Here is a 24,114-nt window from a genome sequence, read left to right as displayed (position 1 = left end):
GCGGTGGGTCCTTGTCGCCGGCCCGCTCAGCGCGGGGATCCGAATTCGTCGATCTCGATCAGCTGCACGTCGATGTCCAGGGCGAACCGTAGCCGGTCGCCCGGCCCGACCGGGGTCGGGCCCTCGACGGGACAGCCGTCCAGGAAGGTGCCGTTGGTGGAGGCGAGGTCCTCGACGTGCGGCACGCCGTCGATCCAGCGCAGCCGGGCGTGGTGCCGGGACAGCTGGTCCAGCCCGGCCAGGCCCGGGACGGCCGCGCAGTCCGGGTCGTCGCGGCCGATCGCCAGCGTGCGGCCGGGGTGCAGCGGCAGCATCGTCCCGGCGAACACCAGGGCCAGCCGCGGCGCGGCGGGCCGCACCACCACCTTGCGGGTCGGCGCGCTCGCGGTCGGCGCCGCCCCGGACGTCTCGGCGGGCGGTTCGGCGGACGTCTCGGCGGGCGGCTCGGGACGGCGCTCGGCGGGGTGTGGCTCGGGACGGGCCTGCGGCGGCTGGTACGCCTCCAGGGCCTCGAACACGTGGACCGGGCAGTAGCCTGGCTCGGCGCTCTCCGGGCAGTCGTCCTCGCCGACCGGGCAGCGGTAGCTCAGGGCCGCCATGTGGTCTCCCGTACCGTCACGCCGCGCTCGCGCAGCTCCCGTTCGATCCGCCCGAGGTCGCCGGGGCGGGGCACGCCGATGATCCGCAACTCGCCGTCGCTGACCCGGACCTGGAGGTCGGGCCGCTCGGTGCGGCGCTCCAGGTACGGGGCGTAGCGGCGTTCGCCGAGCGCGCTGAGCGGGACGATCCGCTGGTTGGCGGAGCCGCGCCAGACCAGGTCGGTCGGCCGCCCGGCCAGGTAGCGGCCGGTGACCACGGCGTCGGCGCGGGCCAGCGCGGCGGCCGCCGCCGGGTCGGCCAGCGCGTCGGCGAGCTCCCAGCCGGTGTACACCAGCAGGTCGGCCTCGACCCCGGCGCTCCGCCGCACCCGGTCGGCGGCGGCGAGCAGCCCGGCGAGCGCGGCGGGCTGCTCCAGCGGCTCACCGCCGCTGACGGTCAGCCCGTCGACGCCGCCGGCCAGCGCGTCCCGCCACAGCCCGGCGAACCGTCCGGTGGTCAACTCCCGTCCCCCGGTGGGCTCCCAGGTGTGCCGCGACATGCAGCCGGGGCACGCCAGCGTGCAGCCCTGGAACCAGACGCCGAGCCGCCGGCCGGGGCCGAGCGCGGTCACCGGGGCGGCGACCTGGCTCACCCGGGCGGCGACCCCGTCCGTCTCGTCGTTCAGCTCGGCCAACGGGTCACCTCGACGGTGTAGCCGTCCGCCTCGCCGTCGCCCTCGACGGCGGTCACCTCGATCCGCTCGCCGCGCCGCGGCGGGTTCCGGAACACCTCCCGGGACAGCGGGTTGACCAGCGCCGACTCGACGGCGGTGAGGATGCCGCGGCCGCCGTGGTCGAGCCGCGCACCGGCCTCCATCCGCAGCACCTCCCAGGCGTCCTCGCCGATCTCCAGCGTGGCGCCGTGCACCTCCAGGACCCGGCCGGCCACCGCGGCGATCGCCTTGTCGAGGATCAGCGGCACCCACTTCTCCTGCATGAAGTCCATCGGGATGAAGTTGTCGCCGAAGCGGTTGCGCAGTTCGGGCCGCTTGATCTGGTCGTTGAAGAACAGGTCGAAGGCGTCCCGCAGGGCGAGGCGCACCGTGGTCGGGTCGTCGTGCCGGGTGAGCCGACGCACGGTGCCGGGCCGGTGCTCGGCCGGGGCCCCGCCGTCCGGGCCGTCGCCCGTGCCGTTGCCCGTGCCGTTGCCCGTGCCGTCGCCGCCTCCGGTCCGCGCGTCCTCGGCGCGCTGCGCGGAGGCGGCGACGCCCAGGTTGGAGGTGAAGATCAGCACGCACTCGGTGAAGTAGACGGTGGCGCCGCGGCCGTCGGTGAGCCGGCCGTCCTCCAGGATCTGCAGGAACAGGTCGAACAGCCGCGGGTTGGCCTTGTCGATCTCGTCGAACAGCAGCACGCTCATCGGGCTGGCCCGGACGGCGTTGGTGAGCTCGCCGCCCGCGTCGTGGCCGACGTAGCCGGGCGGGGCGCCGATCAGCCGGTCGCGGGCGTGCTCCTCGGCGAACTCGCTCATGTCGAAGCGGATCGGCCGGGCGTCCTTGCCGAGGATCATCTCGGCGATGCCCTTGGCCAGTTCGGTCTTGCCGACACCGGTCGGACCGGACAGGAACAGCGTGCCGCGCGGCCGGTTCGGCGAACTGGAGGACTGCGCGCCGCTCAGGCCGGCCGCGGAGCGCATGAAGATCTCCAGGGTGCGGCGCACCGCGTGCGGCTGGCCGATCACCCGGGCGTTCAGGAACTCCTCGCCGTCCCGGATCCGGTCGCGCAGCGCCTCGGTGGCCCACGGGTTGTCGGTCACGCCGACCCGGTACAGCCGGGCGGCCTCCTCCAGCCGGTGGGTCGGCAGGCCGCGGTCCACGGCCATCCGGCCGATCGCCATCACCTCGGAACTGCCCATGCCGTGCGAGGAGTCGGCGAGCGCCCGGGCCGCGGTCTCCCGGCCGGCCGGGTCCGGCCGGTCCGCCGCGTCCTGCCGGGCGGCCACCGCCTCCACCACGTGCCGGGCCGCCGCCAGCCGCTGGTCGTGCGGCGGCGCCGGAACGCTGATCACCCGGACGGCGCGGCTGCCGACCGGGAACTCCAACGGCAACTCCTCCTGCCGCTCGACCACCCAGAACACCGTGTTGTAGACGCCCACCGCCGCGCCCCGGCGCACCGGCCGGGCGGTGTGGCCCAACTCCTCCACCGCGGCGAACAGCCGGGCCACCTCCCCGGCCGCCGGGGCGCGGGCCGAACCGAGCCGGGCGGCGTACGGCACCAGCAGGCCGATCGGCGGGCCCGGGTGGCGGACGGCGGCCACCATGACGTCCCGCAGCCGGTCGGTCAGCGCGGGCTCCTCGTCCTCCTCGCCGGCCTCCTTGGCGCGCGCGGAACGGGCGTCGGCGGCCACCAACTCCCGGATCACCGGCGGCATCTCGTCCGGGGTACCGGCCAGCAGCCGGACCGCGATGTGGTCGGTCACCTGGTCGACGGCCGCCAGCGCGCCGTACCCGCGGGCCCGGCACACCGCGTCGACCACCCCGGCCAGGTCGAACGGCGCCAGCCGGGGGCTGCGGCAGTGCGGCAGGTCGCTGGGCAGCAGGTACTGGTCGCGGACGTTGCCGGTGAACAGGACCTGCGGGTGCACGGCGAGGGAGAGTTCGAGCTCGCGCACCCAGCTCGGCAGCGCCGCGCGGCGCCGCGCCACCTCGTCCGCGTCGTCCGTGCCACCCGCACCGGTGCCGTCCGTCTTGCCGCTCTTGCTCACGTCGACGGGGTCAGCGCTCACGGTAGCGCTCCTGCTGGTAGGGGGTCACGGTCCCGGAGCCGGTCCCGGAGCCGTTCCCGCTCCGGCGCTTGGCGGGCTTGGGCCGCTGCTCCGCCGGCTGCTCGGACGACTGCTCCGACGACTGGTCGGCAGAAACGGGCGCGGTGCGCGGCCAGGCCGACTCGGGCAGCAGGGGGGCGGCCATCAGGCCGGGCAGCATCGCGTGCCGGCGCTCCAGGTCCACGCCGTGCGCCCGGGCGCTCGACTCGATGGCCGGCAACTGGGCGTCGCAGAACCAGCGTTGGACCTCCTCGTCGCGCCGCCCGTCCGCGCCCGCGTCCGTGCCCGCGTCCGCGTTCGTGCCGGCGTCCGCGTGCGGCCCGCGCACCACGGCGGTGCTCACCGCGGAGGTCTCCCGGGAGAGCACCACCCGCAGGCCGTAGCCCTCGGCCGGACCGCCGCCGCCGGGCGCGTCGAACGGCACCACGGCCGCGCCGTCCTCGGCGAGCAGGTCCGCGAAGTCCTCGCCGACCAGGTAGTCCCGCTCGCGCAGCGCCGCCGCCAGCGCCTCGGCGACCCGGGCCCGGTTCCGGGCGGCGTCGGCCGCGGCGACCGCCCGGGCGACCCGGGGGCGCAGCGTCTCCGGGGCGGCGGCCGCGGCGAGCTCGGCGGTCAGCCGGTCCCGCTCGGCGGGTTCCGCGTCCTGCGCCAACTGGATCAGCCCGGAACGCAGTTCGTCCCGCTGGTCGGCGAGCCGGCGGCGCTCCACCGACCGCTGCACGCCGTCCGCCAGGTCGGTCTGCGCGGCGCGCACCGACTGGGCGCTCGGCGCGGTGTCCAACGCGCTTCGCAGCAGGGCGAGTTCGGGCAGGTCGGCGGGGTCGCAGCGGACCACCTCGCGGGCCAGCAGTGCCTCCGCCCCGGCCACCGCCCGCTCCCGGACGTCCGCCAGGTGCTCCTCGGCGGCCGCCCGGGCCGCGACGGCCCGCTCGGCGGGCGTCTCACCGCGACGGCGCGGCGCGGCCGGACGGGCGGGCGCGGTGGCGGCCTCGGCCACCAGCGCCGTCCACGCCCGGTCGACGGCCCGCGCCAACTCGCCCTCCGCGCGGGCGTTCTGCCGCTCGGCCAGGCGCACCGCCTCGGCCAGCTCGGCGGAGCTCGCGCCGTCCGCCACCGCGACCGTGCCGACCTCCACCCGCACGACCCGGTGGGTGCGTCGCAGATGACCGGCCTCGCCGCGCAACTCGGAGGCCCGTTCGGACAGTTCGTCCAGCTGGGCCCGCAGCCGCGCCCGCCGCAGGTTCTCCGCGCGCTGCGCCTGCTCGGCCAACCGCACGCGCAACAACCGCTGCCGCTCGGCCTCCCGGTCCTGGTACGTCCACCCGTACGCCGCGGAACTGCTCACCGTCCCCCTCCCGGAACCCTGGCACCGGCGGAGCGGAATGACCTCCTGTCACCCCCGGTGCGCAGGCGGCTGGTTCGCGTCCCCCTATGTCAGGGAGAACGCTACACCGGAGCGGCCCGGGCGCTACATTGTCGCGGGACGGTCCGAGCGGGGAACGGGAGGCGGGGAGATGCTGGTCCGGATGCTCCGCGCCCTGCGCGAGGACTGGTACGCGGTCTGGGTCCTGCTGGACGACGACGCCCGCCGCAAGCTCGCCGCGCTGCTGGCCGGCCCGGGCGACGACCCGGTGCGCACCGCCCGCACCGTCCAACGCCTGCTGAAGCGCGCCCTGCCCGCCGGACACCCGCTCTGGGACCCCGCCGACGCCACCGACTCGGCCCGCTACGCGGACGGCGGCGAGGACAGCCCGGAGGCGCTGCGCGCGGCGCTGGCCGCCCTGGGCGGATCGCTCGCCGATCTGGCCCCGGTGCTTCCGCCCTCCGACCAGGGCAAGGTCTTCGCCGTGCAGCACGGGGAGCAGCTGTTCTACGCTCCGTCCGCCGCGGGCCTCGCCCCGCCACAGGGCTTCGACGACCGCTTGCTGCGGGCGAGTTGGACCGAGATCGAGTGCCGTATCGCGGGCGCCGATCCCTTCGGGCCCGACCTGATCCGGCTGATCGACCACCAGGGCCGCCTCCTCCTCCCGTCGTTCCAGTTCGACCGGGCCACCGGCGAGCCGCTGGCGACCGTGCTGGACGTCAACCGCCTGCTGGACGCCGACGACGACCCGTGGGGCGTCGCCGACTGGTGGCTGGGCCGGAACGCCTGGCTGGCCGGCGTCCCGGCCGAACTGCTCGGCACCGGGCGGGAGTCCGAGCTGCTGCGCGCCGCCCGTGCCGAACTCGCGGACTGGTGACCGGATGCCCGACGTGATGGTCCCCGGCCCGGCGGTGCGTGCCACGCCGCACCGCGAACTGCTGCCCGCCGGAACGCCGTTGTGGCGGATGCACTCGGCCGGCCGCCCGCCCGCCGCCTTCAACCCCAACCCCGCGGACATGCACTGGGGCGGCGGCCGGTTCTGCTCCTTCACCGGCGACGGTGCCGAACTGCCTTACCTGTACGTCGGGTTCAACGAGCGCACCGCGCTGCTGGAGACCCTGGTGCGGGGCATCGAGTTCGACGAGTCGGGCTGGCGGCGGATCGTCCGCAGGGCGGTGGCCGGCAAGGTGCTGTCCCGGCTGGAGACCACCTGCGACATCCCGCTGGTCGGCCTGCGCACGCCCGAGCAGTTGGCGGCCGTCCACCAGGACGAGTGGCTGGTGCACGCCTCGGCCGCCGAGTACGGCCACACCCGGCGCTGGGCGGCCTGGATCCGCGGCCAGGCCCCCTGGGCACAGGGCCTGATCTGGACCTCCAAGCGGGACACCACCGCCGCCGCCTGCGTGCTCTACGAACGCCCCGGCTCGGCGGCCCTCCTCAAGCCGGCCGACCCGGAACCCGTCGCACTCGACACCCGGGCCGGCGCCGACCTGCTCAACCACCTGCTGGAGCCCTGCCGCGTCCGCATCGAGCGGCCGCGCCGCGACCCCTGAACGACGGCCTCGGCTGCCGGGAGCTGCCGGGAGCTTCCGGGAGCGCCCGCCCGGCCCCCGGCGCGGGCCCGTCGGCTTCCGGGGCGCGCTGCGGGAGCCGGGCCGGGCTGCGACGAGGACGGGGCGGGCGCTGTCCTCGTCGCGGCGGGTGCCCGTCCGGTGGTCTCGCGGGGGTTCTACGCGAAGATCATGCCGGCGCCGGTGGTGACGTTCGGGCCGGCCGTGGTCCAGGGGTCGGGGGAGGGGCCGCGGACCGGGCCGAAGTGGACGGGGACGGGGCCGTTGGTGCCGCAGGCCGGGTAGCCGTCGACGTCGGAGACCGCGACGGAGCCGCCCGGGGTGGAGAAGCCGGTGGCGCTGATCGCCTCGGTGCCCTGCCACAGGCCGGCGGTGGAGAGGTGGGCGAGCGTGATGGTGCCGTCGACGGCGACGTAGCCCACGGCGGTGCCGGCGCCGTTCTTCGCGGCCGAGACGATCGCGCCGTCCGGTACGGTGCCGGCGGGGGCGGTGGTGTTGGCCTGGAGGGCGCCGACGCGGCCTCCGCCGGCGCTGACCGTCGCCTGGTTGAGGCGTCCGTCGCGGCCGGCGAAGAAGACCGAGAAGCTGCCGGCGGAGGTGCCCGGGGCCGCCGCGATGCCGGCGCCCGGGCGGGCGCTGCCGGCCGGGGCGATCGTGTACGTGGTCAGTCCGCTGGTGGCTTGGGACGTCCAGCCGACCGTCACCGCGCCGGAGTCGCCGACGGTCAGGATCCCGGCGCGGCCGGCGATCGGGAGGACGGCGGCTGACGAGGAGGGCGGGTAGGCGGCGGGGGCCGGGAGTTCGCGCCAGTCGACGGTCAGCGGGAGGCAGGCGTCGCTGAACAGGGAAGCCGCCTTCGTCGGAGCCGCTGCCGCGCCCGTCCAGGCGGTGGTGACCAGGGTCAGCTGGGTGCCCGACCAGCCGGCGGCGATCCGGCCGCCGGGCTGGGCGCTGGTCGGGCCGCTGATCGCGAACGGCGCGGAGGCCGGGTAGTCCGCGCAGTACTCGTACAGCGAGCCGTCCGTCGCGGTGAAGTAGACGGCCGGCCGGTGGCCCGGCAGACGCACCGCCGCGATCCTGGCCCCGGGCGGGGCGAGTGCCGCCGGACCGAGGCGCGCGGCCGTGCTCCACGCGCCGGCCTGGTCCGAGTAGCGGTAGTTCCACAGGCCGCCGTCGGCCCCGATGTAGAACGCGTCCGCCTCGCCGCCGGCCGCCGCGGCGGTGGGCGCGGGGCCGGCCAGCAGTGCGGTGGCGGTCAGGACCAGCAGAGTGAGCAGGGCCCGGAGCCGACGGCCGGCGACCGGTCCGCGTGGGGTGCGTGGGGCGCTTGCTGTGCGTGTCGACATGGTGCTGTTCCTCTCCGGCCAGGGTGTGGGGCACGTAGTTTGACAGGACGCCGACATGATCTCCAGGGGTGGGGAGGTACGGGATTCGCCGATCCGCGGCGGCGCCGGGCGTGGGGGTGTACCTGGCACCACCATCAAGTCGGATGCGGGCACTACTGCCCCTGGCCTGCGCGAACGCCATGCTGAGGGGGCGCCCGAGGAGCGGGCGCGGTCCGCGCGAGCGCACCACGTGACGATGGTCCATCAAAGACGCCTCGACGGCCCGGATGGACGGTGGGGGGAAATGATGAGGCATGCGCGGGCACTGATCGGCGCGGGCGCCGCCGCCGCCGTCGCCACCTGGTGGTTCACCGACTCCGCACCCTACCCGTACTCCCAGCGCTGGCTGCTCGACCTGCCGCTGCCGTTCCTGACGCTACGGCGCCTGGACCGCGTGCTGCGGGCCCGGGAGGGCGAGCGGATCCTGGAGATAGGCCCCGGCACCGGCCTCCAATCGCTGCACGTCGCACCCCAGTTGGGCCCCGACGGCCGGCTGGACATCGTGGACGTCCAGCCGGAGATGCTCGACCACGTCGGCCGCCGCGCCAAGGAGCGGGGCATCGACAACATCGTGCCGAGCTGCACCGACGCGCACGAACTCCCGTACGCGGACGACTCGTTCGACGCCGCCTACCTGGTGACGGCCCTCGGCGAGATCCCGGACCCGACACGCACGCTGGCCGAACTGCGCCGAGTGCTCAAGCCGTTCGGACGGCTGGTGGTCGGCGAGTTCTTCGATCGGCACCAGATCCGCCCGTCCACCCTGATCGCCCTGGCCGAGGAAGCCGGACTCCGGGTCGCCCGACTGTACGGCCCGCCGTTCGCGTACTACGCGGTGCTGCGCCCGATCGGCGCCTGACGCGGCCCGGGGCCGTCCGGCGTTCCGCGAGGTCAGGACGTGCCGAACTCCCCGGCGACGGTGGCGGTGACGAAGGCCGTCCACGCGGTGGGAGCGAACTTCAGCACGGGCCCGGCGGGGTCCTTGGAGTCTCGGACGTGACCCGGGTGCGCGTCGTCCACTTCGATGCACCCGCCGCCACCGTTTGAGTACGAGGACTTGCGCCAGGCGGAGCCTGCCGGGCCAAGGGTGTCATTCATCGCGTTCGAGTTCCTTTCGTGCCTCCCGGATGAAGGCCGAACTGTCCAGCTGGCTGAGCGAGTTGACTTGCAGTCGATCGTATCGCCCCACCCACGTGGACACAGTATCGGCATCCTGCACCATATACCCGCGCTGCAAGGTTTCCGTGTACCCGACCAGTGCCCGGTTGGGCAGGGTCAGGATCGTCACCGGGTGCGAAAGCGATCGGTCCTGGGCGAGTCGGTACGGGGCGACTTGAAGGACCAGGTTCGGTCGCGCGCTCAGCGCTTCGAGGTGCAGGAGTTGTCGTGCCATCACCGCTCTCCCGCCGATCGGCCGGCGGAGTGCCGCTTCGTCCAGGACGACGTGCAGGGTCGCTCCGGAGTCCAGCTTGAGTTGGCGCTGCGCCAGGAGGGCGAGCCGTTCGTCCGCTTGCTCGCGAGTGACCTCACCTCGTCGCACGATCGCGGCTTCGTAGGCCGCGCTGTACTCCGGGTGTTGCAGCAGGCCCGAGACCATGTCGTTGTCGAAGAGCCGGACGCCGATCGCCTCCCGCTCCCGCCGCAGGTACTCCGGGAAGCCCGGGATCAACGAGCCGGTGCGCCAGCTCCAGTAGAGCAGCAGGAGGGTCCCCTCGGCCTGCAGCGCGGTGTCGACCCGCTCTGCGAACTTCAAGCTCGGAGCCTGTTTCGCGCCCTCGACGTTCGAGATGTAGACGTTGGAGTAGCTGACCTCCCGCCCCAGTCCCACCTGCGTCAGGCCCTGGGCCTCCCGTGACCTGGTGAGTTGTACCGCGAAGGCGTGGAGAGGGGATGACGTCGGGTCAACTACGCGACGGGCCAAGGCGTTTCCCTCTTTAAAGCCGGCCGAAGTGGAGATTTGAAACGCTTCCGATCGTAGCGGCGGGCGCCGATGCTGGTTGCACATTGTCGAAGGATCGGAGCGGAAGGTGACGAAGTGGGATGGTCGGGCCGGGCCCGAGGAGTGCTCGCTCGCCGAAGTGCCGCCGGCGGTCGGCGAACTGGTGCTGGAGCGGAAGTCGGGGAAGGTCGTGCGCTACATGGGCGAGTGGTGCGGGCTGCTGTGGGTCCGGCCGGTCGGCGGGGGGAGGGAGGTGTCCGTCCGGCCGGGTGGGCTCGGTCCCGCCGCCGGGTCGGAGGGCCGCGCCGGATCGGTCGGGAGGTGAGCCGCGGGGGTGGCGTCGCCGAGCGGGTGCGGTGGATCGGCGAGGCGCTGTACGAGTTGACGGGGCGTCGGCCGCTGGTCGAGCGCCGGGGCGGCGACAGGTTCCGGATCACCGTCCGGGTGGCGGCGCAGCCGGACCGGGTCGTGACGCGGGAGGTGCTGCGGGTGCTCGGCGCGGGGGACAGGTACGGGCACGGCAGTACGGCGCGGTGGGAGCGGCTGTGGACCGAAGTCGGCCCGCCGCCAGGGGAGGAAGGGGAGCGATGAACCGGGTGGAGTACTACCCGCAGGGCTATCCGGGGCTGGACTGGATGGCGGTCGGTGACGACCTCGACGGGGTCGTGCTGGCGACCTCGGACGCCGGGGTGGCGATCGCGCGGGCGACGGACCCCCGCACGGTACTGGTCGTCAATCCGGACGAATGGGCGGACCTGCGGTACGCCATCAAGCGGGGCCTGTTCGACCACCTGCTCGGGGACCGCCTGCTGTGTGCCGACCCCACGCCCAGGCCGCCGGTCGTGCCGGGGGAGCGGGTCTACGTCGTGGTCGTCGACCGTGAGGGCACCAGGCTCGCCGACGCGACGCTGTACGGCGAGCAGCGGGAGGACGCGGCGGGGCTCGGCGCCCGGGTCGCCGAACTCCTCCGCCGGGGCGCGTACGAAGCCGTCCCCGGCGCCCCGCGCTGATCCCGCCGCGCGGCACCCGGCCCCATCCGCTGGTCGAACCCGGCGGGTGGGGTCCGCGCCATCCGCGGTCGTCCTCGCCGGGCCGACGGAACCGCTATTCGCGCTTGCTAAGTACCGGTAGTCGGCGTTACTGTGTACTGGTACTCAATACCGCTGACTAGTGCAGGGAGGAGGTGTGACATGGCCAAACTGCTGACCGAGATGCTCAAGGGCACGCTGGAGGGCATCGTGCTGGCGCACCTGGCCGGCCGGCCCGCCTACGGCTACGAGATCACCGCGCGCCTGCGGGAGCAGGGCTTCGCCGACATCGCGGAGGGCACCGTCTACGCGCTGCTCACCCGGTTGGAGAAGCGCGGGCTCGTCGACACCGAGAAGGTCCCGTCCGAGTCCGGCCCGCCGCGCAAGGTGCACGCCCTGAACACGGAGGGCCTGCGGTACCTGGACGAGTTCTGGGACACCTGGGGCTTCCTGGCGGAGCGGCTGGAGGAACTCCGCGGCGCGGGAGCGGGCGGGGGAGTACGAGCAGGAGAGGGAACGGGAGGAGCGTAGCCATGTCCGACGACGAGAAGAGCGGCCTGATCGCCAGGGTGATCGGCCCGAAGAAGCGCTGGCGGGCCTACAGGGCCCGGATCAAGGAACTCCCCGCCGACTACCGCACCGCCGCCGAGGCGGTGGAGAAGTCGCTGATGTACTTCGTGCCGAACGACCACGACAGCAGCGCCTCGCTGTTCGAGGACCTGGCCGACCTGTTCGAGCAGGCGGTGGCGAACGGCACGTCGATCCGCGAACTGCTCGGCGACGAACCGGTGGAGTTCGTCAAGGAGTTCGCCGCGGCCTACACCGACGGCGGCTACTTCCCCACCCGGGCCCGCAAGCACCTGACCGACACCATCGACCGTCTCGCCGCCGACGCGGCCTGACCTTCCGGCCGTCCGGCCGATCCCGGTCGACGCCCCGGCCGGTGGGACTGGCGCCCGTCCCACCGGCCGGCCGTCGCACCGGCCCGCCGCTCGCCGCGCTGCCGACTCGCGCGCCCCGAGCCCCCGAACGTCCCGAACACCCTGACTCCTGCTCGCCGGGCCGCGCCTGACGCGCGCCCCTCCGACGTCCTTCCGTCGCGTCACGGGGAGAATCCCATGCGCTCCACTGCCATGCCCACGTCGCATCCGCTCGCCATCGCGGCGAACGGGCTGCGCAAGTCCTACGGCGACAAGACCGTGCTGGACGGCGTCGACCTCGCCGTCCCGACCGGCACCGTCTTCGCCCTGCTCGGCCCCAACGGCGCCGGCAAGACCACCGCCGTCAAGATCCTCTCCACCCTGGTCCGCCCCGACGCCGGACAGGTCACCGTCGGCGGCCACGACCTCGCCACCCACCCCCAGCGCGTCCGCGCCGCGATCGGCGTCACCGGCCAGTTCTCCGCCGTCGACGGCCTCATCACCGGCACCGAGAACATGCTCCTGATGGCCGACCTGCACCACCTCCCCAAGGCCGAGGGCCGCCGCACCGCCGCCCACCTCCTCGCCCGCCTCGACCTCACCGAGGCCGCCGACCGCCCCGCCTCCACCTACTCCGGCGGCATGAAACGACGCCTCGACATCGCCATGACCCTGGTCGGCGACCCCCGCATCATCTTCCTCGACGAACCCACCACCGGCCTCGACCCCCGCAGCCGCCACGACATGTGGCAGATCATCCGCCGCCTCGTCGCCGACGGCACCACCGTCCTGCTCACCACCCAGTACCTCGAGGAAGCCGACGAACTCGCCGACACCATCGCCGTCCTCCACCACGGCACCATCGCCGCCCAGGGCACCGCCGAGGAACTCAAACGCCTCGTCCCCGGCGGACACGTCCGCCTGCGCTTCACCGACCCCGCCGCCTACCGCGCCGCCGCCCACGCCCTCACCGAAGCCGCCCGCGACGACACCGCCCTCACCCTCGCCGTCCCCAGCGACGGCAGCCAACGCGCCCTGCGCTCCGTCCTCGACCGCCTCGACACCGCCGGCACCGAAGCCGACGAACTCACCGTCCACACTCCCGACCTCGACGACGTCTTCTTCGCCCTCACCGGCAACCCCGGCACCGTCGACCCGCTTGAGGAGAACGCCCGATGAGCAAGCCCGCCCTCGCCGTCCGCGACTCGTCCACCATGCTGCGGCGCAACCTGCTGCACGCCCGCCGCTACCCGTCGGCGACGCTGAACCTGCTGCTGGCGCCGATCGTCATGCTGCTGCTGTTCGTCTACGTCTTCGGCGACGTGATGAGCGCGGGCATCGGCGGCGGGCCGGACCGGGCCGCGTACGTCGCGTACGTCATGCCGGGCATCCTGCTGATGACCGTCGGTTCGACGGTGATCGGCGCGGCGGTGCACATCTCGATGGACATGAGCGAGGGGCTGATCGCCCGGTTCCGGACGCTGGCGATCCACCGCGGGTCGGTGATCATCGGGCACGTGCTGGGCAGCGTGCTGCAGTGCGTCGCCTCGGTGGTGCTGGTCGGCGCGGTCGCGCTGGCGATCGGGTTCCGCTCGCACGGCGCCACCGCGGGGGAGTGGCTGGCCGCGTTCGGCCTGCTGGTGCTCTTCTCGCTCGCCCTGACCTGGATCGCCGTCGGGATCGGCCTGGCCAGCCCCAACGCGGAGGCGGCGGCCAACGGCGCGCAGCCGCTGATCCTGCTCCCGCTGGTCTCCAGCGCGTTCATCCCGGCCGACACGATGCCCGGCTGGTTCCAGCCGATCGCCGAGTACCAGCCCTTCACCCCCGCCATCGAGACCCTGCGCGGCCTGCTGCTCGGCACCCCGATCGGCGACAACTGGTGGATCGCCCTGCTCTGGTGCGCCGCCCTCACCGTCCTCGGCTACCGCTGGACCCTGGCCCGGTTCGACCGCGACCCCGGCTAGTGTCCTGAGTCGGAGATTCGCTTACGGTCACTTGTTCGAGTGTCGGGGTGATGGCGTGGGCGAGTTGGACGCGGGAGTGGACGTCGAGTTTGCGGTAGACGCGGGTGAGGGTGGCTTCGACGGTTTTCACGCTGACGGTGAGGGCGGCGGCGATGTCGCGGTTGCTCGCGCCGGCCGCGGCGAGGCGGGCGCAGCGTTCCTCGGCGGAGGTCAGGCGGGGGCGGTCGTCGCGGTTCGGGGCGGGTTCCAGGCGGTGGAGGGCGTGGGCGGCGGCATCGGCCCAGGGGCGGGCTCCGTGGGCGGTGAAGAGGTCGGCGGCCCGCTGCGCGGCGGTGCGGGCGGCGGCGCGGCGGCGGGCGCGGCGTTCGGTGTGGCTGAGGGCGAGGAGGGTGCGGCCGCGTTCGAGGGGGAGGTGGCGCAGCTGCTCGGCGGCGTCGGTGAGGCGGCGGGCGGCGCCGTCGTGGTCGCCGCGGGCGGCGTCCAGCAGGGCCCGGGCGCGTTCCAGGGCGGGCAGGACGGATGTTCGGCCGAGGTCGCTGGCGGTGCGGTGGGTGTCGGTGAGCAGGTCGTCGGCCTCGTCGTGGCGGCCGACGGCGAGGAGGGCCTGGGCCAGGTCGGGGTGCCAGCGCAGGACGGACGGGTCGCGGACCTGTTGCCGCGTCTCCAGGGCGCGGACCTCCTCCAGTGGTTCCAGGGCCTCCTGCGGGCGGTCGGCGATCAGCAGCAGGTGTCCGAGGGCGTAGAGGTTGCGGGAGAGGAAGACCTTGTTGTCCTCGTACCGGGAGGCTTCGATGCCGCGGCGGGCGTGGGCCAGGGCGGCGCCGGTGTCGAGGGCGGTGCCCTCGAAGAGGGCGGAGGTGTAGCAGGCCGGGGCGGGTGACAGGGCGGTGCGGTCGGACAGTGCCTGGGCGCGGTGGGCGTAGTCGAGGGCCTTGGCGCAGCGTCCGGCGCGCAGTTCGGCCTCGGCGAGGCTGCGCAGCAGGTCGACGGTGGATTCGGTGTCCCCGGTCCGTCGGGCTTGGACGAGCAGGGGCAGCAGGGTGGTGCGGGCCTGTTCGGGGCGGTCGTCGAAGAGGGCGTGGCGGGCGGCGAGGTGTTCGGGGGTGGTGTTGACGGTGACGGGTGCGGTGCGGGGCAGGGACAGGGCGCGTTCCAGGCTGGTGCCGGCTCCGGGGTGGCCGAGGATGCGCTGCATGCGGGCCCGCATGGTCAGGGCCAGGGCGGCGGTGGTGGTGTCGTCGGCCGTGCGGGCGAGGCCGGCGGAGCGTTCGGCCAGGGCGGCGGCCCGGTGGGGGTCGCCCTCGTTGACGTTGGCCCAGATGGCTTGGCGGAGCAGGACCTGTGCGGTCAGGCCCGGTCGGCCGGCGGTTTCGTGGTGGGCGGCGGCGAACAGTTCGTCCGCGCTGTGCAGGCGTTGCCCGCTGGCGTCGAGCAGGGTCAGGAGGGCGCCCACGCGTTGGGCGGGGCTGGTGTCGTGTTCCAGGATCAGGCGGGCGGCGGCCCTGGCGCGGGGGAGGTCGCCGCAGTGCGAGGCGTCGCGCACCGCGGTCAGGGCCCGTTCGGTGAGCAGGCCGGTGTCCTCGTGCGGCGTGCGCTGGGCGGCGAGGAGGGAGAGTTCGGCGGCCAGCGGGTGTTCGCCGCGCAGCCGGGCGTGGCCGGCGGCGCGGGCGGCCTCGCGCGCGGTGTGCCGGGCGGTGCGCGGGTCGGCGGTGTCTGCGGCCAGGGTGGCGTGGCGGTCGCGGCGGGCGGGGTCGTGGCTGGCTTCGGCCAGGCGGGCGTGCAGGAGGCGGAGTGCGGTTTCGGGGAGCCGGGTGGTGAGTTCGGTGCCGATCGCGCTCGCGGTGAAGCGCACCGGCCCGGCGCCGTGCAGGGGGTCGATGAGCGCGGCCGTCTCGGCCTGGGCCAGCAGGTGGTCGGCGGCCGGGCCGACGAGGCGGGCCAGTAGTGCGCGCTCGGGGCGGTCGTCGAGCGCGGCCAGGGTCAGGAGCTCCTGAGCCTCCTCGGACACGGTTTCGAGCCATTCCCCGAGCAGTCGGCGGGCCGCCGGGGGCAGGGGAGGATCGTCCTGGGCGGCTCGGTCGACGGCCTCGGCGAGGGCCAGGGCCAGGGCGGGGTTGCCGCCGCTGCGGGTGTGCACCCGGGCGACCTCGCCGGGGGCGGGCCGGTACGGGGCCAGCAGCGCCGCGAGCTGGGGCTCCGTCAGGTGCGGGACGTGCACCGCGTACGCGTCCTCGCCGCTCCAGTGGCCTCCGCTGCCCGGCCGCCAGGTGCGTTCGGCGGTGATGACGGGCAGCTCCGGGGTCAGGCGCAGGGCCCAGCGCAGGACGGCCCGGCTGGCCGGGTCCAGCCACTGGGCGTTGTCCGCGACCAGGGTCACGGGCGGCGCGTCCCGCAGCGCGGCGGCGGTCAGCCGGCGCAGTCGCAGGGCCGGCCCGGTGCCGTCGGGGGCGGCCGCCGGGTCGGCGGCCTCGTCCAGGGCCGCCGCCAGGTCCCGCGCGGTGGGCGACGGCGGGAGCGCGAGGGCGAGTTCGAGCAGCCCGGTGTACGGGACGCCGGCGTCCTGCGGGCCCGGGGCCAGGCGCAGGACGGGCCGGCCCAGGCGTCGGGCCAGCAGGCCGGCCGCGGTGCTCTTGCCGATGCCGGGCGGCCCGAACAGCACCACCCGGCGGGTGCCGGGCAGATCGTCCGGCACCACCGGCAGCACGGCCACGGCCGGTTCCCGAAGCTCACTCACCCACGTCGCGGAGTCTGGCATCGGGCCATGGTGCGCCCCCGACGCCCCGCTGCGCCAGGACAAGGGATCGCCCTGATGTCGGCCGCCCCCGGCCTTCCCTAGCCTCATCGCCACAGCCGAGCTGTCCACGGCCGCCGGACGCCCCCCACCCCACGACGACGCCCGGCGTCCTCCTCCCCCTCAACCCCAGCTCGGCGGGAGGAATGTGATGTCCCGCAAGAACGCCCTCGCCGCCGCCGTCGCCGCGGCGCTCGCCCTGGGCACCCTGACCGTGGTGGCCACCCAGTCCACCGCGGCCGCCGGCACCACCGCCCGGCCCGGCGCCGGTTTCCGGGCGGTGAGCGCCGACGCCCGCGCCGAGGCGCTGCGCACCGCCGACCGGGAGGCCGCCGCCGTCGCGAAGTCGCTCGGCTTCGGCCCCGACGAGCGCCTGGTGGCCAAGGACGTGCTCCTGGACACCGACGGCGCCCGGCACGTGCGCTACGACCGCACCTACCGCAACCTGCCCGTCATCGGCGGCGACCTGGTCGTCCACTACGACAGCAACGGCAAGGCCACCGGCTCCGACCAGGCCCACCAGGGCGCGATCAAGGTGGCGGGGGTGACGCCGAAGCTCAGCGCCTCCGACGCCTCGGCCGCGGCCGCCAAGCACGCCAAGCACGTCAGGAACGCCAAGTCCGACAGCGCGGACGGCAGCACCCTGGTGGTGTACGCGGTCGGCAAGATCCCCGTCCTGGCCTACCGCTCCACCGTCACCGGCGACGGCGAGAGCGGCCCCGCCTCCCGCGAAGCGGTGATCGTCGACGCGGCCAGCGGCGCGCCGCTCGACCAGTACGAACTGCACCAGGGCGTCACCGGCACCGGCAACGGCGTCACCGCCGGCCAGGTCACCATCGAGACCACCCAGACCTCCGGCGGCTACACCCTCACCGACGCCTCCCACGGCGGCACCATCGTCTACGACTCGTACAACAGCCCGCAGTCCAACCCGAAGCAGAACGCCCGGACGTTCTCCAAGACCACCAACACCTGGGGAAACGGCTCGACTTCGAGCCGGGAGAGCGCCGCGGTGGACGCCTCCTACGGCCTGGCGAAGACCTGGGACTACTACCAGAGCACCTTCAACCGCAGCGGCATCCGCAACGACGGCCGCGGCGCCCCCGCGTACGTCCACGTCGACAGCGGCCTGCTGAACGCCTTCTACGACGACTCCTGCTTCTGCATGTCGTTCGGCGACGGCTCCTCGCAGAACGGCAACACCCCGGTCACCGCGCTGGACGTGGCCGGCCACGAGATGAGCCACGGCGTCACCGCCGCCACCGCCAACCTCACCTACTCCGGCGAGAGCGGCGGCCTCAACGAGGCCACCTCCGACATCTTCGGCACCATGGTCGAGTTCTACGCCAACAACCCGTCGGACCCCGGCGACTACTACATCGGCGAGAAGCTCAACATGTCGGCCGGCTCGCTGCGCCGGATGGACAACCCCGCCTCCGACGGCAACAGCCTCGGCTGCTGGACCTCCGGCGCCGGCCAGGTCGACGTCCACTACTCCTCCGGCATCGCCAACCACTTCTTCTACCTGGCCGCCGAGGGCACCGGCGCCAAGACCATCGGCGGCCTCGCCCACAACGGCACCACCTGCAACAACGACACCTTCACCGGCATCGGCCGCGACAAGGCCGCCGCCGTCTGGTACCGCGCCCTGACCACCTACATGACCTCCACCACCACCTACGCCTCCGCGCGCACCGCCACCCTCCAGGCCGCCGCCGACCTGTACGGCGCCAACTCGCGGGAGCGGTACCTGATCTCCAAGGCGTGGGCCGCCGTCAGCGTCGGCACCGCCCTGCCCGACCCCGGCACCGGCACCCCCACGCCGACCCCCACCCCCACGCCGACCCCCACCTCCTCGCCGACCGGCAGCCCGAGCCCGAGCGGCAACGCCCTGACCAACGGCGGCTTCGAGCAGGGCACCGCCGGCTGGACCCAGAGCGCCGACGACATCACCAGCTCCACCCTGCAGCCCGCCCACGGCGGCTCCTGGTACGCCGCGATGATGGGCTACGGCACCAACGCCACCGAGTCCCTCTCCCAGTCCGACATCGCCGTCCCCGCCACCGGGAGCCCCAAGCTCACCTTCTGGCTCAAGGTCAGCACCCAGGAGAGCGGCTACACCGCCTACGACACCCTCAAGGTCAACGTCAACGGCACCACCCTGGCCACCTACTCCAACGCCAACGCCTCCGCCGGGTACGTCCAGAAGACCGTCGACCTGTCCGTCTACAAGGGCCGGAGCGTGAAGCTGGAGTTCGCCGGCACCGAGGACACCTACCTGACGACGATCTTCCTCGTCGACGACGTCGCCATCGGCTGACCGACCCTCACTCTCCCGTGGCCGGCTCCGCGTGGGGCGTCGCCGGCCACGGGACTGCCGGGTTCCCGCGGGGTCGCAACGAACGCGGCAGCCTGCGGCCGACCTGATGTAGGGATGGTCGGCCGCAGGGACCACCACAGCCCGGACCCACCCCCCCCCGAACCCGCCGCCGAAACCCGGCTGCGCACCAGCGTCGGGCTCCACCACGTACCAGCAGCCGACACCCGGCCGCTGCGTGCTCCGGCAGGTCCCCACCGGGTCCTGCACCGGCTGGAGCCCGGCGCCCTCGCGGGGCCGCCCACACGGAACGAACGGACGGGCAGGCAGACGCCATGAGTGCGACCGGCGCTCCACGGCACGACGAACCCGACAACGCCCTCGTCTCCCGCCTCCTCGCCCGGCGCCGCGTACTGATCCTCAGCGGCGCCGCCGGCGCGGTGATCCTGGGCGGAGCGGGCACCGCCGCCGGCAGCACCCTCGACTCGGTGAAGCCGTCGCCGGTCTGGCAGGTGCCCTTGAAGGTGCTGCCGTCCGCCTTGTGGATCACGGTGGTCGCGCCCACCCGGTAGGGGCGGTGGCGGTCCGTCGTGCCGGGCTTGCGGGAGTTCAGGGCCGGGGCCTCGAAGGAGGGGTTCTCGGGCCAGATGCCCGTGTCGATGTCGCCGATGACGACGCCCTTGCCCGGCGGTCGTGGCGAGGGGGAGGCTGAGCGCGGCGAGGGCGGTGCTGTCCGGACAGCAGTGCACGGTGGCCGAGCTCGCGGAGAGCACCGGTGCCGGCGTGCCGCGTACCGGCCAGACGTTGAAGCGCCTGGCCGGTCTCGGCCTCGTACGGCGGGTGGGCCGGGGCCGGTGGGAAGCGGTGAGCCCCCGGTCGGCGCTCTCGGCCCTGCTGCACCGGCGTCGGTCCGAGGCGGAGGCGATGTACGGCGAAGTGGAGGCGGAGCTGTCGGGCCTCCACCGCCTCTACCGGGTCAACCAGTTGAGGTCGGACCCGGAAGCCCTGGTGGGGGTGCTCTCGGACCCGGAGGCGATCGCCCGGCGGATCGACGAGGTGAACCGGTCCGTCACCACCCATCTGTGGACGCTGGACAAGCCCCCGTACCTGGATGTGGTCGGTCAGCCGCACTTCCACGAGCGGGAGAAGACGACCACCCGCGAATGGGCGGAGCGCGGCTGGATCTGAGCCCGTCCGGGGCGGTCCGGCCCGCACGATGACCGCGGCCGGCGGACCTGGTCCGGTGCCCGGCCGGCCCCAGGGTGTGGGGCCGGCCGCAGGGTGCCGGGGATGCCCGCGCACCTGTCACCTGGTCGGAGTCCGCGCCGTAGGGGTTGGCCGGCGCGGGCCTCCTGCCGGGGGATCACCCGGACGCCACGACGATGACAGCAGGACGGTCCGCAGGCGACAGGCCGGGCATCATCACGCACATGTCGAGCGTGGTTCACTCGATCTGCAAGGGGCAGTGGAGCTTTCGGGGCGTGACCTGTGCGTGGCGCGCATGATTCGGGGAGTTGGCCGTGGACGCGATCGACCGTCATATCCTGACCATCCTCCGCAAGGACGGGCGAGCGCCCGTGTCGGAGATCGCGCGCGCCGTGGGCCTCTCGGCGGCTCCGTGCGCGCGCCGCATCGAGCGCATGGAGGGGACGGGTGTGATCCGCGGTTACACCGCGGTCATCGAGGACAGCCGGGCGGGCACGCTTCAGGCGTTCATCGAGATCCGACTGCTCGGCGCGACCGACAGCGACGAGATCCAGGGCATCGCCGAGAGCATCCCGGAGATCGAGGAGAGCCACAGCATCGCCGGCACCTCCGACGCCCTGCTCAGGCTCCGGGTCCGGGACGTGAAGCACCTTCAGCAGGTGATCAACGCCGTGCGCCGGACCGGCAAGGTGGAGGGCACCAAGACCTTCATCATCATGAACACCTGGACGCGGGTGACCGAGCACGCGGCCACCCCGTAGCCGCGAAACGGCATCACGCCCGAGGCCCGGAGGCCGTCCGCCTGTCGGCGGCCCAGGGCCGGACGGGGTGCGCGCGGAGCCAGGCCAGCACGCGGCCGGCGTGCTCGTCCGGCGGGAAGACCGGGTGGAAGACGTGCTCGACCGCGCCGTCCCGGACGATCAGCGTCAGCCGCCGGTAGAGCGTCAGCCCGTCGGCGGTGAAGGTCGGCAGGTCCAGCGCCCGGGCCAGGCGCCGGGCGGGGTCGGAGAGCATCCGGAACGGCAGGCGGAGCCGCGCGGTGACCTCGCGCTGGTAGTCGCCGTTCTGGCTGGAGAGGCCGTACACCCGGGCCGCGCCCGCCGCCAGCAGGTCCTGGTGGTGGTCGCGGAAGCCGCACGACTCGGCGGTGCAGCCGCGGGCGCCGGGGATCGCGTGCCAGCCCTCGGGCAGGTCGGTGTCGGGGCGGCCGGTCAGCGGGTAGACGTAGAGCACCGTGCGACCGGCGCCCAGCGCGCCGAGGTCGACGGTGGAGCCGTCGGTGGCCGGGAGTTCCAGCCGTGGCATCCGCGCCCCGGGCAGGTGGTCGGCGGCGCCGTCGTCCTCGGGGACGGGCAGCCCGGCGGGCAGGACCGCGTGGTCGGTGACCCGGGGATTCGACGGGACGTCCGTCGGGTCGTTCGTCGGGTCGTTCATCGGTTCCCCTCCGTGGGCCGGTGCGAAGCGGCTGTTGCGGTGGGCGGCCTCGCGCAGGTGCGCCATCAGGACCGCCCGGCGGGCGGTGAGGCCCTCGATCCGCTGCGTCAGCTCGTCGATGGCGTCCCGGTAGCCGGCCAGCGCGGCCGGGCAGTCGTCCGCGTGCCGGTGCCCCAGGGCCAGGCACTCCAGGAACGGCCGGGTCGCCTCGGCCGGGATGCCGAGCCGGCCCAGCGTCCGGATCTCCCGGGTGACCCGGACGTCGTGCTCGCCGTAGTCCCGGTAGCCGTTGGCCAGCCGGGCCGGCGCGAGCAGCCCGAGTGACTCGTAGTACCGCACCGCCTTGGTCGTCACGCCCGCCAGCCTGGCCAACTCACCGATCCGCATACCGCTCACCTCGAAGAACGCTAAACCTTGCCCCTGAGGGTAAGGTCAACCCCCGCTCCCGCCCCCGCTGCCCGTTGCCCGCCGCCCTTCGCCGTCAACATCGCGTCAGGGCGGGCCCGGTCCGCGTAGCCCCCGCGTCAAGGACCGGGACGGCCGACGGTCGGCGGGCGTGCACTGGAGACACGGGCGGGTCCCAGCCGAGGGCTCCCGCCGTCCCGGACGGAAGCGACCAGCGCCATGACCGACCTGCGGCTCCTGCCCACCCTCCCCGCCCCCGTCCCCGTCTCCCTCCCCCTCCCCGCGTCGACGCGGCCCGCGCCGCCCGCCGCCGCCCCGGACCGGCGCCCGTCCGCCCCGGTGGCGCCGGCGGGTCCGGCTGGTTCGGCGGCCGCCGGTGGGCACTGCCGCTTCGCCGCGTACTACGAGGAGTGACCCCCGCCCGCGTCCCCGTCCGAGCCCGAGCCCGTCCGACCAGGCCATGAGGAGAGTCCCCGCGATGACCACCCTGACCGCCCCGCCCGCCCCCTTCCGGCCGGCGGCCGGGCCGCTCGGCAGCCCGTGGCCCGCGTCCGCCGTGCCGGGACCGGGCGGTGACCTGCTGGTCGGCGGTGTCAGCCTGCGGGAGGCCGCCGAGCGCTTCGGCACCCCGCTGTACGTGTTCGACGAGGGCGAGGCGCGGGCCCGCGCCCGGGCCTACCGTCGGGCCCTGCCGGAGGCCGAAGTGCTGTACGCGGCAAAGGCGTTCCTGTGCACGGCGATGGCCGACCTGGTCGCCGAGGAGGGCCTGGGCCTGGACGTCTGCTCGGCCGGCGAGCTGCGGCTGGCCGCCGCGGCGGGCTTCCCGGCCGGGCGGATCCTGCTGCACGGCAACGCCAAGAGCCCGGACGAGCTGCGGCTGGCTCGCCGGCTCGGGGTCGGCCGGATCGTCCTCGACAACCTCGCCGAGATCCCCCGGCTGGCCGCCCTCGCCACGCCCGACCGCCCGCAGCGCGTCCTGGTGCGGGTCCTGCCCGGGGTCGCCGCCGGGCACCACGCCGCCGTCCGGACCGGCGTGGACGGGCAGAAGTTCGGCTTCTCGATCGCGAGCGGCGAGGCGGCCGAGGCCGTCCGCCGCACCCTCGCCCAGCCCGCGCTCCGGCTGGTCGGCCTGCACTGCCACCTCGGCTCGCAGATCACCGACCCCGCGCCCTACCGCACCGCCGTGGACCGGCTGGTCGAGCTGCTCGCCCGGATCCGCGACGAGCACGCGGTCGAACTGCCCGAACTCGACCTCGGCGGCGGCCACGGCGTCCGCTACCTCCCCGGCGATCCCGAGCTCACCCCCGCCGCCTTCGCCGCCGCGACCACCGCCCGGCTGGCCGCCCGCTGCGCCGAACACGCGCTCGCGGTACCGAAGTTGCTGATCGAGCCGGGCCGGGCGGTGGCCGCCCCGGCGGCGGTCGCCCTCTACCGGGTGCTGGCGGTCAAGCACACCGCCGAGGGCCGCGCCTTCGCCGCCGTCGACGGCGGGATGAGCGACAACCCGCGCCCCGCGCTCTACGGTTCGGCCTACACCGTCCGCGTGCTCGGCCGCGCCCCGAGGCTCGGGGGTGGAGGCGTGGTCGGGAGCGGCGCCGGGCCGACCCGGCCGTTCGACGTGGTCGGCTGCCACTGCGAGGCCGGCGACGTGCTGGCCCGGGACGCCCCACTGCCCGCCGACCTCCGCCCGGGCGACCTGCTGGCCGTGCCCGCCGCGGGCGCCTACCAGCTCGCGATGGCCTCCGGCTACAACCTGGTCGGCCGCCCGGCCCTGGTCGCCGCCCGCGACGGCCGGGCCCGGCTGCTGGTCCGCCGCGAGACGGTCGACGACTTCCTGGCCCGCGAGACCGGCCGCTGACCGCCGCATGGTTGTATGACCGCCGTGACCGCCGTGACCGCCGTGACCGCCGTGACCGCCGTGACCGCCCGCCGCCCGCTGTCGCCGCGGGCCGCGCGATGATCGAGGAGCACCTGGCCCGGGCGGTGCTCTCCGCGATCATGCTGCTCGACCACGCCTCGGCCGAGGAGATCGCCCCCGACACCGCCTCCCAGGGCCTGGAGAACATCGCGGCCGACCTGAACGCGATGGACGCCGCCGGGCGCCGCCACTTCCGCCGGGTGCTCGCCCGGCTCGCCGAGCAGGAGCCCGAATACGCCCCGTACAGCGAGGAGTTGCCCCGCCTGCTGGGCTGGTGAGCCGGGCCGGGCCGCGACGTCCGGCCGCAGCGTCCGGTGCTCCGGCGTGCTTTCAACTCGACCGCCGGTTTCAACCGTTGGCGGCGCCGACACGGTCCGGATGCGCGGTCGACCGGCCTGCTGGGCGACAGCATGAGGGCATCCCCGGTGCGACGTGATCCGCCGTGCGGAGGCGGTGTCCCGCGGCCTCCCG

The 24,114-nt window shown here is 74.6% G+C and carries 26 protein-coding genes; 17 read left to right on the top strand and 9 right to left on the bottom strand.

From position 1 onward, the window contains the following. Positions 1 to 26: 26 nt before the first annotated feature. The 4 genes from KSE_RS06090 to KSE_RS06075 are packed head-to-tail and all read right to left on the bottom strand — an operon-like array spanning position 27 to position 4,747. Positions 27 to 599: an FHA domain-containing protein gene (locus KSE_RS06090; protein WP_014134402.1), complete on the bottom strand. Its 573-nt coding sequence runs from the start codon at positions 597 to 599 to the stop codon at positions 27 to 29. Further along, positions 587 to 1,273 carry a 4Fe-4S cluster-binding domain-containing protein gene (locus KSE_RS06085; RefSeq protein WP_014134401.1) on the bottom strand — a complete coding sequence of 229 codons (687 nt, stop codon included), beginning with the start codon at positions 1,271 to 1,273 and terminating at the stop codon, positions 587 to 589. Before KSE_RS06085 ends, KSE_RS06090 begins: the two co-directional genes overlap by 13 nt. Continuing rightward, positions 1,261 to 3,363: an AAA family ATPase gene (locus KSE_RS06080; RefSeq protein WP_014134400.1), complete on the bottom strand. Its 2,103-nt coding sequence runs from the start codon at positions 3,361 to 3,363 to the stop codon at positions 1,261 to 1,263. The genes KSE_RS06085 and KSE_RS06080 overlap by 13 nt, the downstream gene beginning before the upstream one ends. Continuing rightward, positions 3,353 to 4,747, bottom strand: a complete 1,395-nt coding sequence (locus KSE_RS06075; protein WP_014134399.1) for a coiled-coil domain-containing protein — start codon at positions 4,745 to 4,747, stop codon at positions 3,353 to 3,355. The genes KSE_RS06080 and KSE_RS06075 overlap by 11 nt, the downstream gene beginning before the upstream one ends. Before the next feature lie 169 nt (positions 4,748 to 4,916). Between KSE_RS06075 and KSE_RS38160 the strand changes: the two genes are divergently transcribed. Both KSE_RS38160 and KSE_RS06065 read left to right on the top strand, forming a co-directional pair. Continuing rightward, entirely contained in the window at positions 4,917 to 5,642 is a 726-nt protein-coding gene (locus tag KSE_RS38160) for a hypothetical protein (RefSeq protein ID WP_014134398.1), read from the top strand. A 4-nt stretch (positions 5,643 to 5,646) separates the two neighbouring features. Continuing rightward, a complete protein-coding gene (locus KSE_RS06065; protein WP_014134397.1) occupies positions 5,647 to 6,318 on the top strand; it encodes an RES family NAD+ phosphorylase in 672 nt (223 codons plus the stop codon). Between the two features lie 176 nt (positions 6,319 to 6,494). Here KSE_RS06065 and KSE_RS06060 read toward each other — a convergent pair whose 3' ends face one another. Next, complete coding sequence (locus tag KSE_RS06060; RefSeq protein ID WP_014134396.1) at positions 6,495 to 7,682, bottom strand: hypothetical protein; 1,188 nt, start codon at positions 7,680 to 7,682, stop codon at positions 6,495 to 6,497. 283 nt (positions 7,683 to 7,965) lie between these two features. Here KSE_RS06060 and KSE_RS06055 point away from each other — a divergent pair, with 283 nt between their 5' ends. After that, positions 7,966 to 8,580 (top strand): class I SAM-dependent methyltransferase, encoded by a 615-nt coding sequence (locus KSE_RS06055; RefSeq protein ID WP_033259441.1) that lies wholly within the window; start codon positions 7,966 to 7,968, stop codon positions 8,578 to 8,580. 32 nt (positions 8,581 to 8,612) lie between these two features. Here the strand turns inward: KSE_RS06055 and KSE_RS06050 are convergent, their stop codons facing one another. Further along, complete coding sequence (locus tag KSE_RS06050) at positions 8,613 to 8,819, bottom strand: DUF397 domain-containing protein (protein ID WP_014134394.1); 207 nt, start codon at positions 8,817 to 8,819, stop codon at positions 8,613 to 8,615. Continuing rightward, positions 8,812 to 9,726 (bottom strand): helix-turn-helix domain-containing protein, encoded by a 915-nt coding sequence (locus KSE_RS06045; protein WP_081539327.1) that lies wholly within the window; start codon positions 9,724 to 9,726, stop codon positions 8,812 to 8,814. The genes KSE_RS06050 and KSE_RS06045 overlap by 8 nt, the downstream gene beginning before the upstream one ends. A 22-nt stretch (positions 9,727 to 9,748) precedes the next feature. On the opposite strand from KSE_RS06045, the gene KSE_RS06040 reads away from it, so the two are divergent. From KSE_RS06040 to KSE_RS06010, 7 genes are all read left to right on the top strand, one after another. Next, positions 9,749 to 9,985: a hypothetical protein gene (locus tag KSE_RS06040; protein WP_014134392.1), complete on the top strand. Its 237-nt coding sequence runs from the start codon at positions 9,749 to 9,751 to the stop codon at positions 9,983 to 9,985. Next, the gene (locus KSE_RS06035) at positions 9,982 to 10,251 is read left to right on the top strand and encodes a hypothetical protein (RefSeq protein ID WP_014134391.1); all 270 of its coding nucleotides are present in this window, start codon (positions 9,982 to 9,984) and stop codon (positions 10,249 to 10,251) included. Before KSE_RS06040 ends, KSE_RS06035 begins: the two co-directional genes overlap by 4 nt. Beyond that, entirely contained in the window at positions 10,248 to 10,670 is a 423-nt protein-coding gene (locus KSE_RS06030) for a hypothetical protein (RefSeq protein WP_014134390.1), read from the top strand. Before KSE_RS06035 ends, KSE_RS06030 begins: the two co-directional genes overlap by 4 nt. A gap of 180 nt (positions 10,671 to 10,850) precedes the next feature. Next, on the top strand, positions 10,851 to 11,219 hold the full coding sequence (locus tag KSE_RS06025; protein WP_014134389.1) for a PadR family transcriptional regulator: 369 nt from the start codon (positions 10,851 to 10,853) through the stop codon (positions 11,217 to 11,219). 2 nt (positions 11,220 to 11,221) lie between these two features. Beyond that, positions 11,222 to 11,590, top strand: a complete 369-nt coding sequence (locus tag KSE_RS06020; protein WP_014134388.1) for a DUF1048 domain-containing protein — start codon at positions 11,222 to 11,224, stop codon at positions 11,588 to 11,590. A gap of 231 nt (positions 11,591 to 11,821) precedes the next feature. Continuing rightward, entirely contained in the window at positions 11,822 to 12,787 is a 966-nt protein-coding gene (locus tag KSE_RS06015; RefSeq protein ID WP_014134387.1) for a daunorubicin resistance protein DrrA family ABC transporter ATP-binding protein, read from the top strand. Then, positions 12,784 to 13,572 carry an ABC transporter permease gene (locus KSE_RS06010; protein ID WP_014134386.1) on the top strand — a complete coding sequence of 263 codons (789 nt, stop codon included), beginning with the start codon at positions 12,784 to 12,786 and terminating at the stop codon, positions 13,570 to 13,572. The genes KSE_RS06015 and KSE_RS06010 overlap by 4 nt, the downstream gene beginning before the upstream one ends. On the opposite strand, the gene KSE_RS06005 is transcribed toward KSE_RS06010, so the two are convergent. After that, the gene (locus KSE_RS06005; protein ID WP_231873125.1) at positions 13,517 to 16,306 is read right to left on the bottom strand and encodes a helix-turn-helix transcriptional regulator; all 2,790 of its coding nucleotides are present in this window, start codon (positions 16,304 to 16,306) and stop codon (positions 13,517 to 13,519) included. The two genes, KSE_RS06010 and KSE_RS06005, sit on opposite strands and share 56 nt — an antisense overlap. 208 nt (positions 16,307 to 16,514) lie before the next feature. On the opposite strand from KSE_RS06005, the gene KSE_RS06000 reads away from it, so the two are divergent. From KSE_RS06000 to KSE_RS05985, 4 genes are all read left to right on the top strand, one after another. Continuing rightward, positions 16,515 to 18,683, top strand: a complete 2,169-nt coding sequence (locus KSE_RS06000) for a M4 family metallopeptidase (RefSeq protein WP_014134384.1) — start codon at positions 16,515 to 16,517, stop codon at positions 18,681 to 18,683. Positions 18,684 to 19,015: 332 nt separating this feature from the next. Next, entirely contained in the window at positions 19,016 to 19,252 is a 237-nt protein-coding gene (locus KSE_RS05995; protein WP_014134383.1) for a hypothetical protein, read from the top strand. 178 nt (positions 19,253 to 19,430) lie between these two features. After that, entirely contained in the window at positions 19,431 to 19,868 is a 438-nt protein-coding gene (locus KSE_RS05990) for a hypothetical protein (RefSeq protein ID WP_148283067.1), read from the top strand. A 332-nt stretch (positions 19,869 to 20,200) separates the two neighbouring features. Next, positions 20,201 to 20,647 (top strand): Lrp/AsnC family transcriptional regulator, encoded by a 447-nt coding sequence (locus KSE_RS05985; RefSeq protein ID WP_197540702.1) that lies wholly within the window; start codon positions 20,201 to 20,203, stop codon positions 20,645 to 20,647. 13 nt (positions 20,648 to 20,660) lie between these two features. Here the strand turns inward: KSE_RS05985 and KSE_RS45650 are convergent, their stop codons facing one another. Then, positions 20,661 to 21,707, bottom strand: coding sequence for a MerR family DNA-binding transcriptional regulator (locus tag KSE_RS45650; RefSeq protein ID WP_014134380.1), 1,047 nt, complete (start codon positions 21,705 to 21,707; stop codon positions 20,661 to 20,663). Positions 21,708 to 21,944: 237 nt separating this feature from the next. Here KSE_RS45650 and KSE_RS05975 point away from each other — a divergent pair, with 237 nt between their 5' ends. The 3 genes from KSE_RS05975 to KSE_RS05965 all read left to right on the top strand — a co-directional run bounded on the left by KSE_RS05975 (position 21,945) and on the right by KSE_RS05965 (position 23,921). Further along, complete coding sequence (locus KSE_RS05975; RefSeq protein ID WP_041293880.1) at positions 21,945 to 22,139, top strand: hypothetical protein; 195 nt, start codon at positions 21,945 to 21,947, stop codon at positions 22,137 to 22,139. 64 nt (positions 22,140 to 22,203) lie between these two features. Beyond that, the gene (lysA, locus tag KSE_RS05970; protein ID WP_033258527.1) at positions 22,204 to 23,583 is read left to right on the top strand and encodes a diaminopimelate decarboxylase; all 1,380 of its coding nucleotides are present in this window, start codon (positions 22,204 to 22,206) and stop codon (positions 23,581 to 23,583) included. A gap of 98 nt (positions 23,584 to 23,681) precedes the next feature. Beyond that, positions 23,682 to 23,921, top strand: coding sequence for a hypothetical protein (locus KSE_RS05965; protein ID WP_033258528.1), 240 nt, complete (start codon positions 23,682 to 23,684; stop codon positions 23,919 to 23,921). The last annotated feature ends 193 nt before the right edge of the window (positions 23,922 to 24,114 follow it).

It is taken from the genome of Kitasatospora setae KM-6054 (assembly GCF_000269985.1).
In the GTDB taxonomy this organism is placed as follows: domain Bacteria; phylum Actinomycetota; class Actinomycetes; order Streptomycetales; family Streptomycetaceae; genus Kitasatospora; species Kitasatospora setae.
This window is presented reverse-complemented; position numbering and strand designations above follow the sequence as displayed.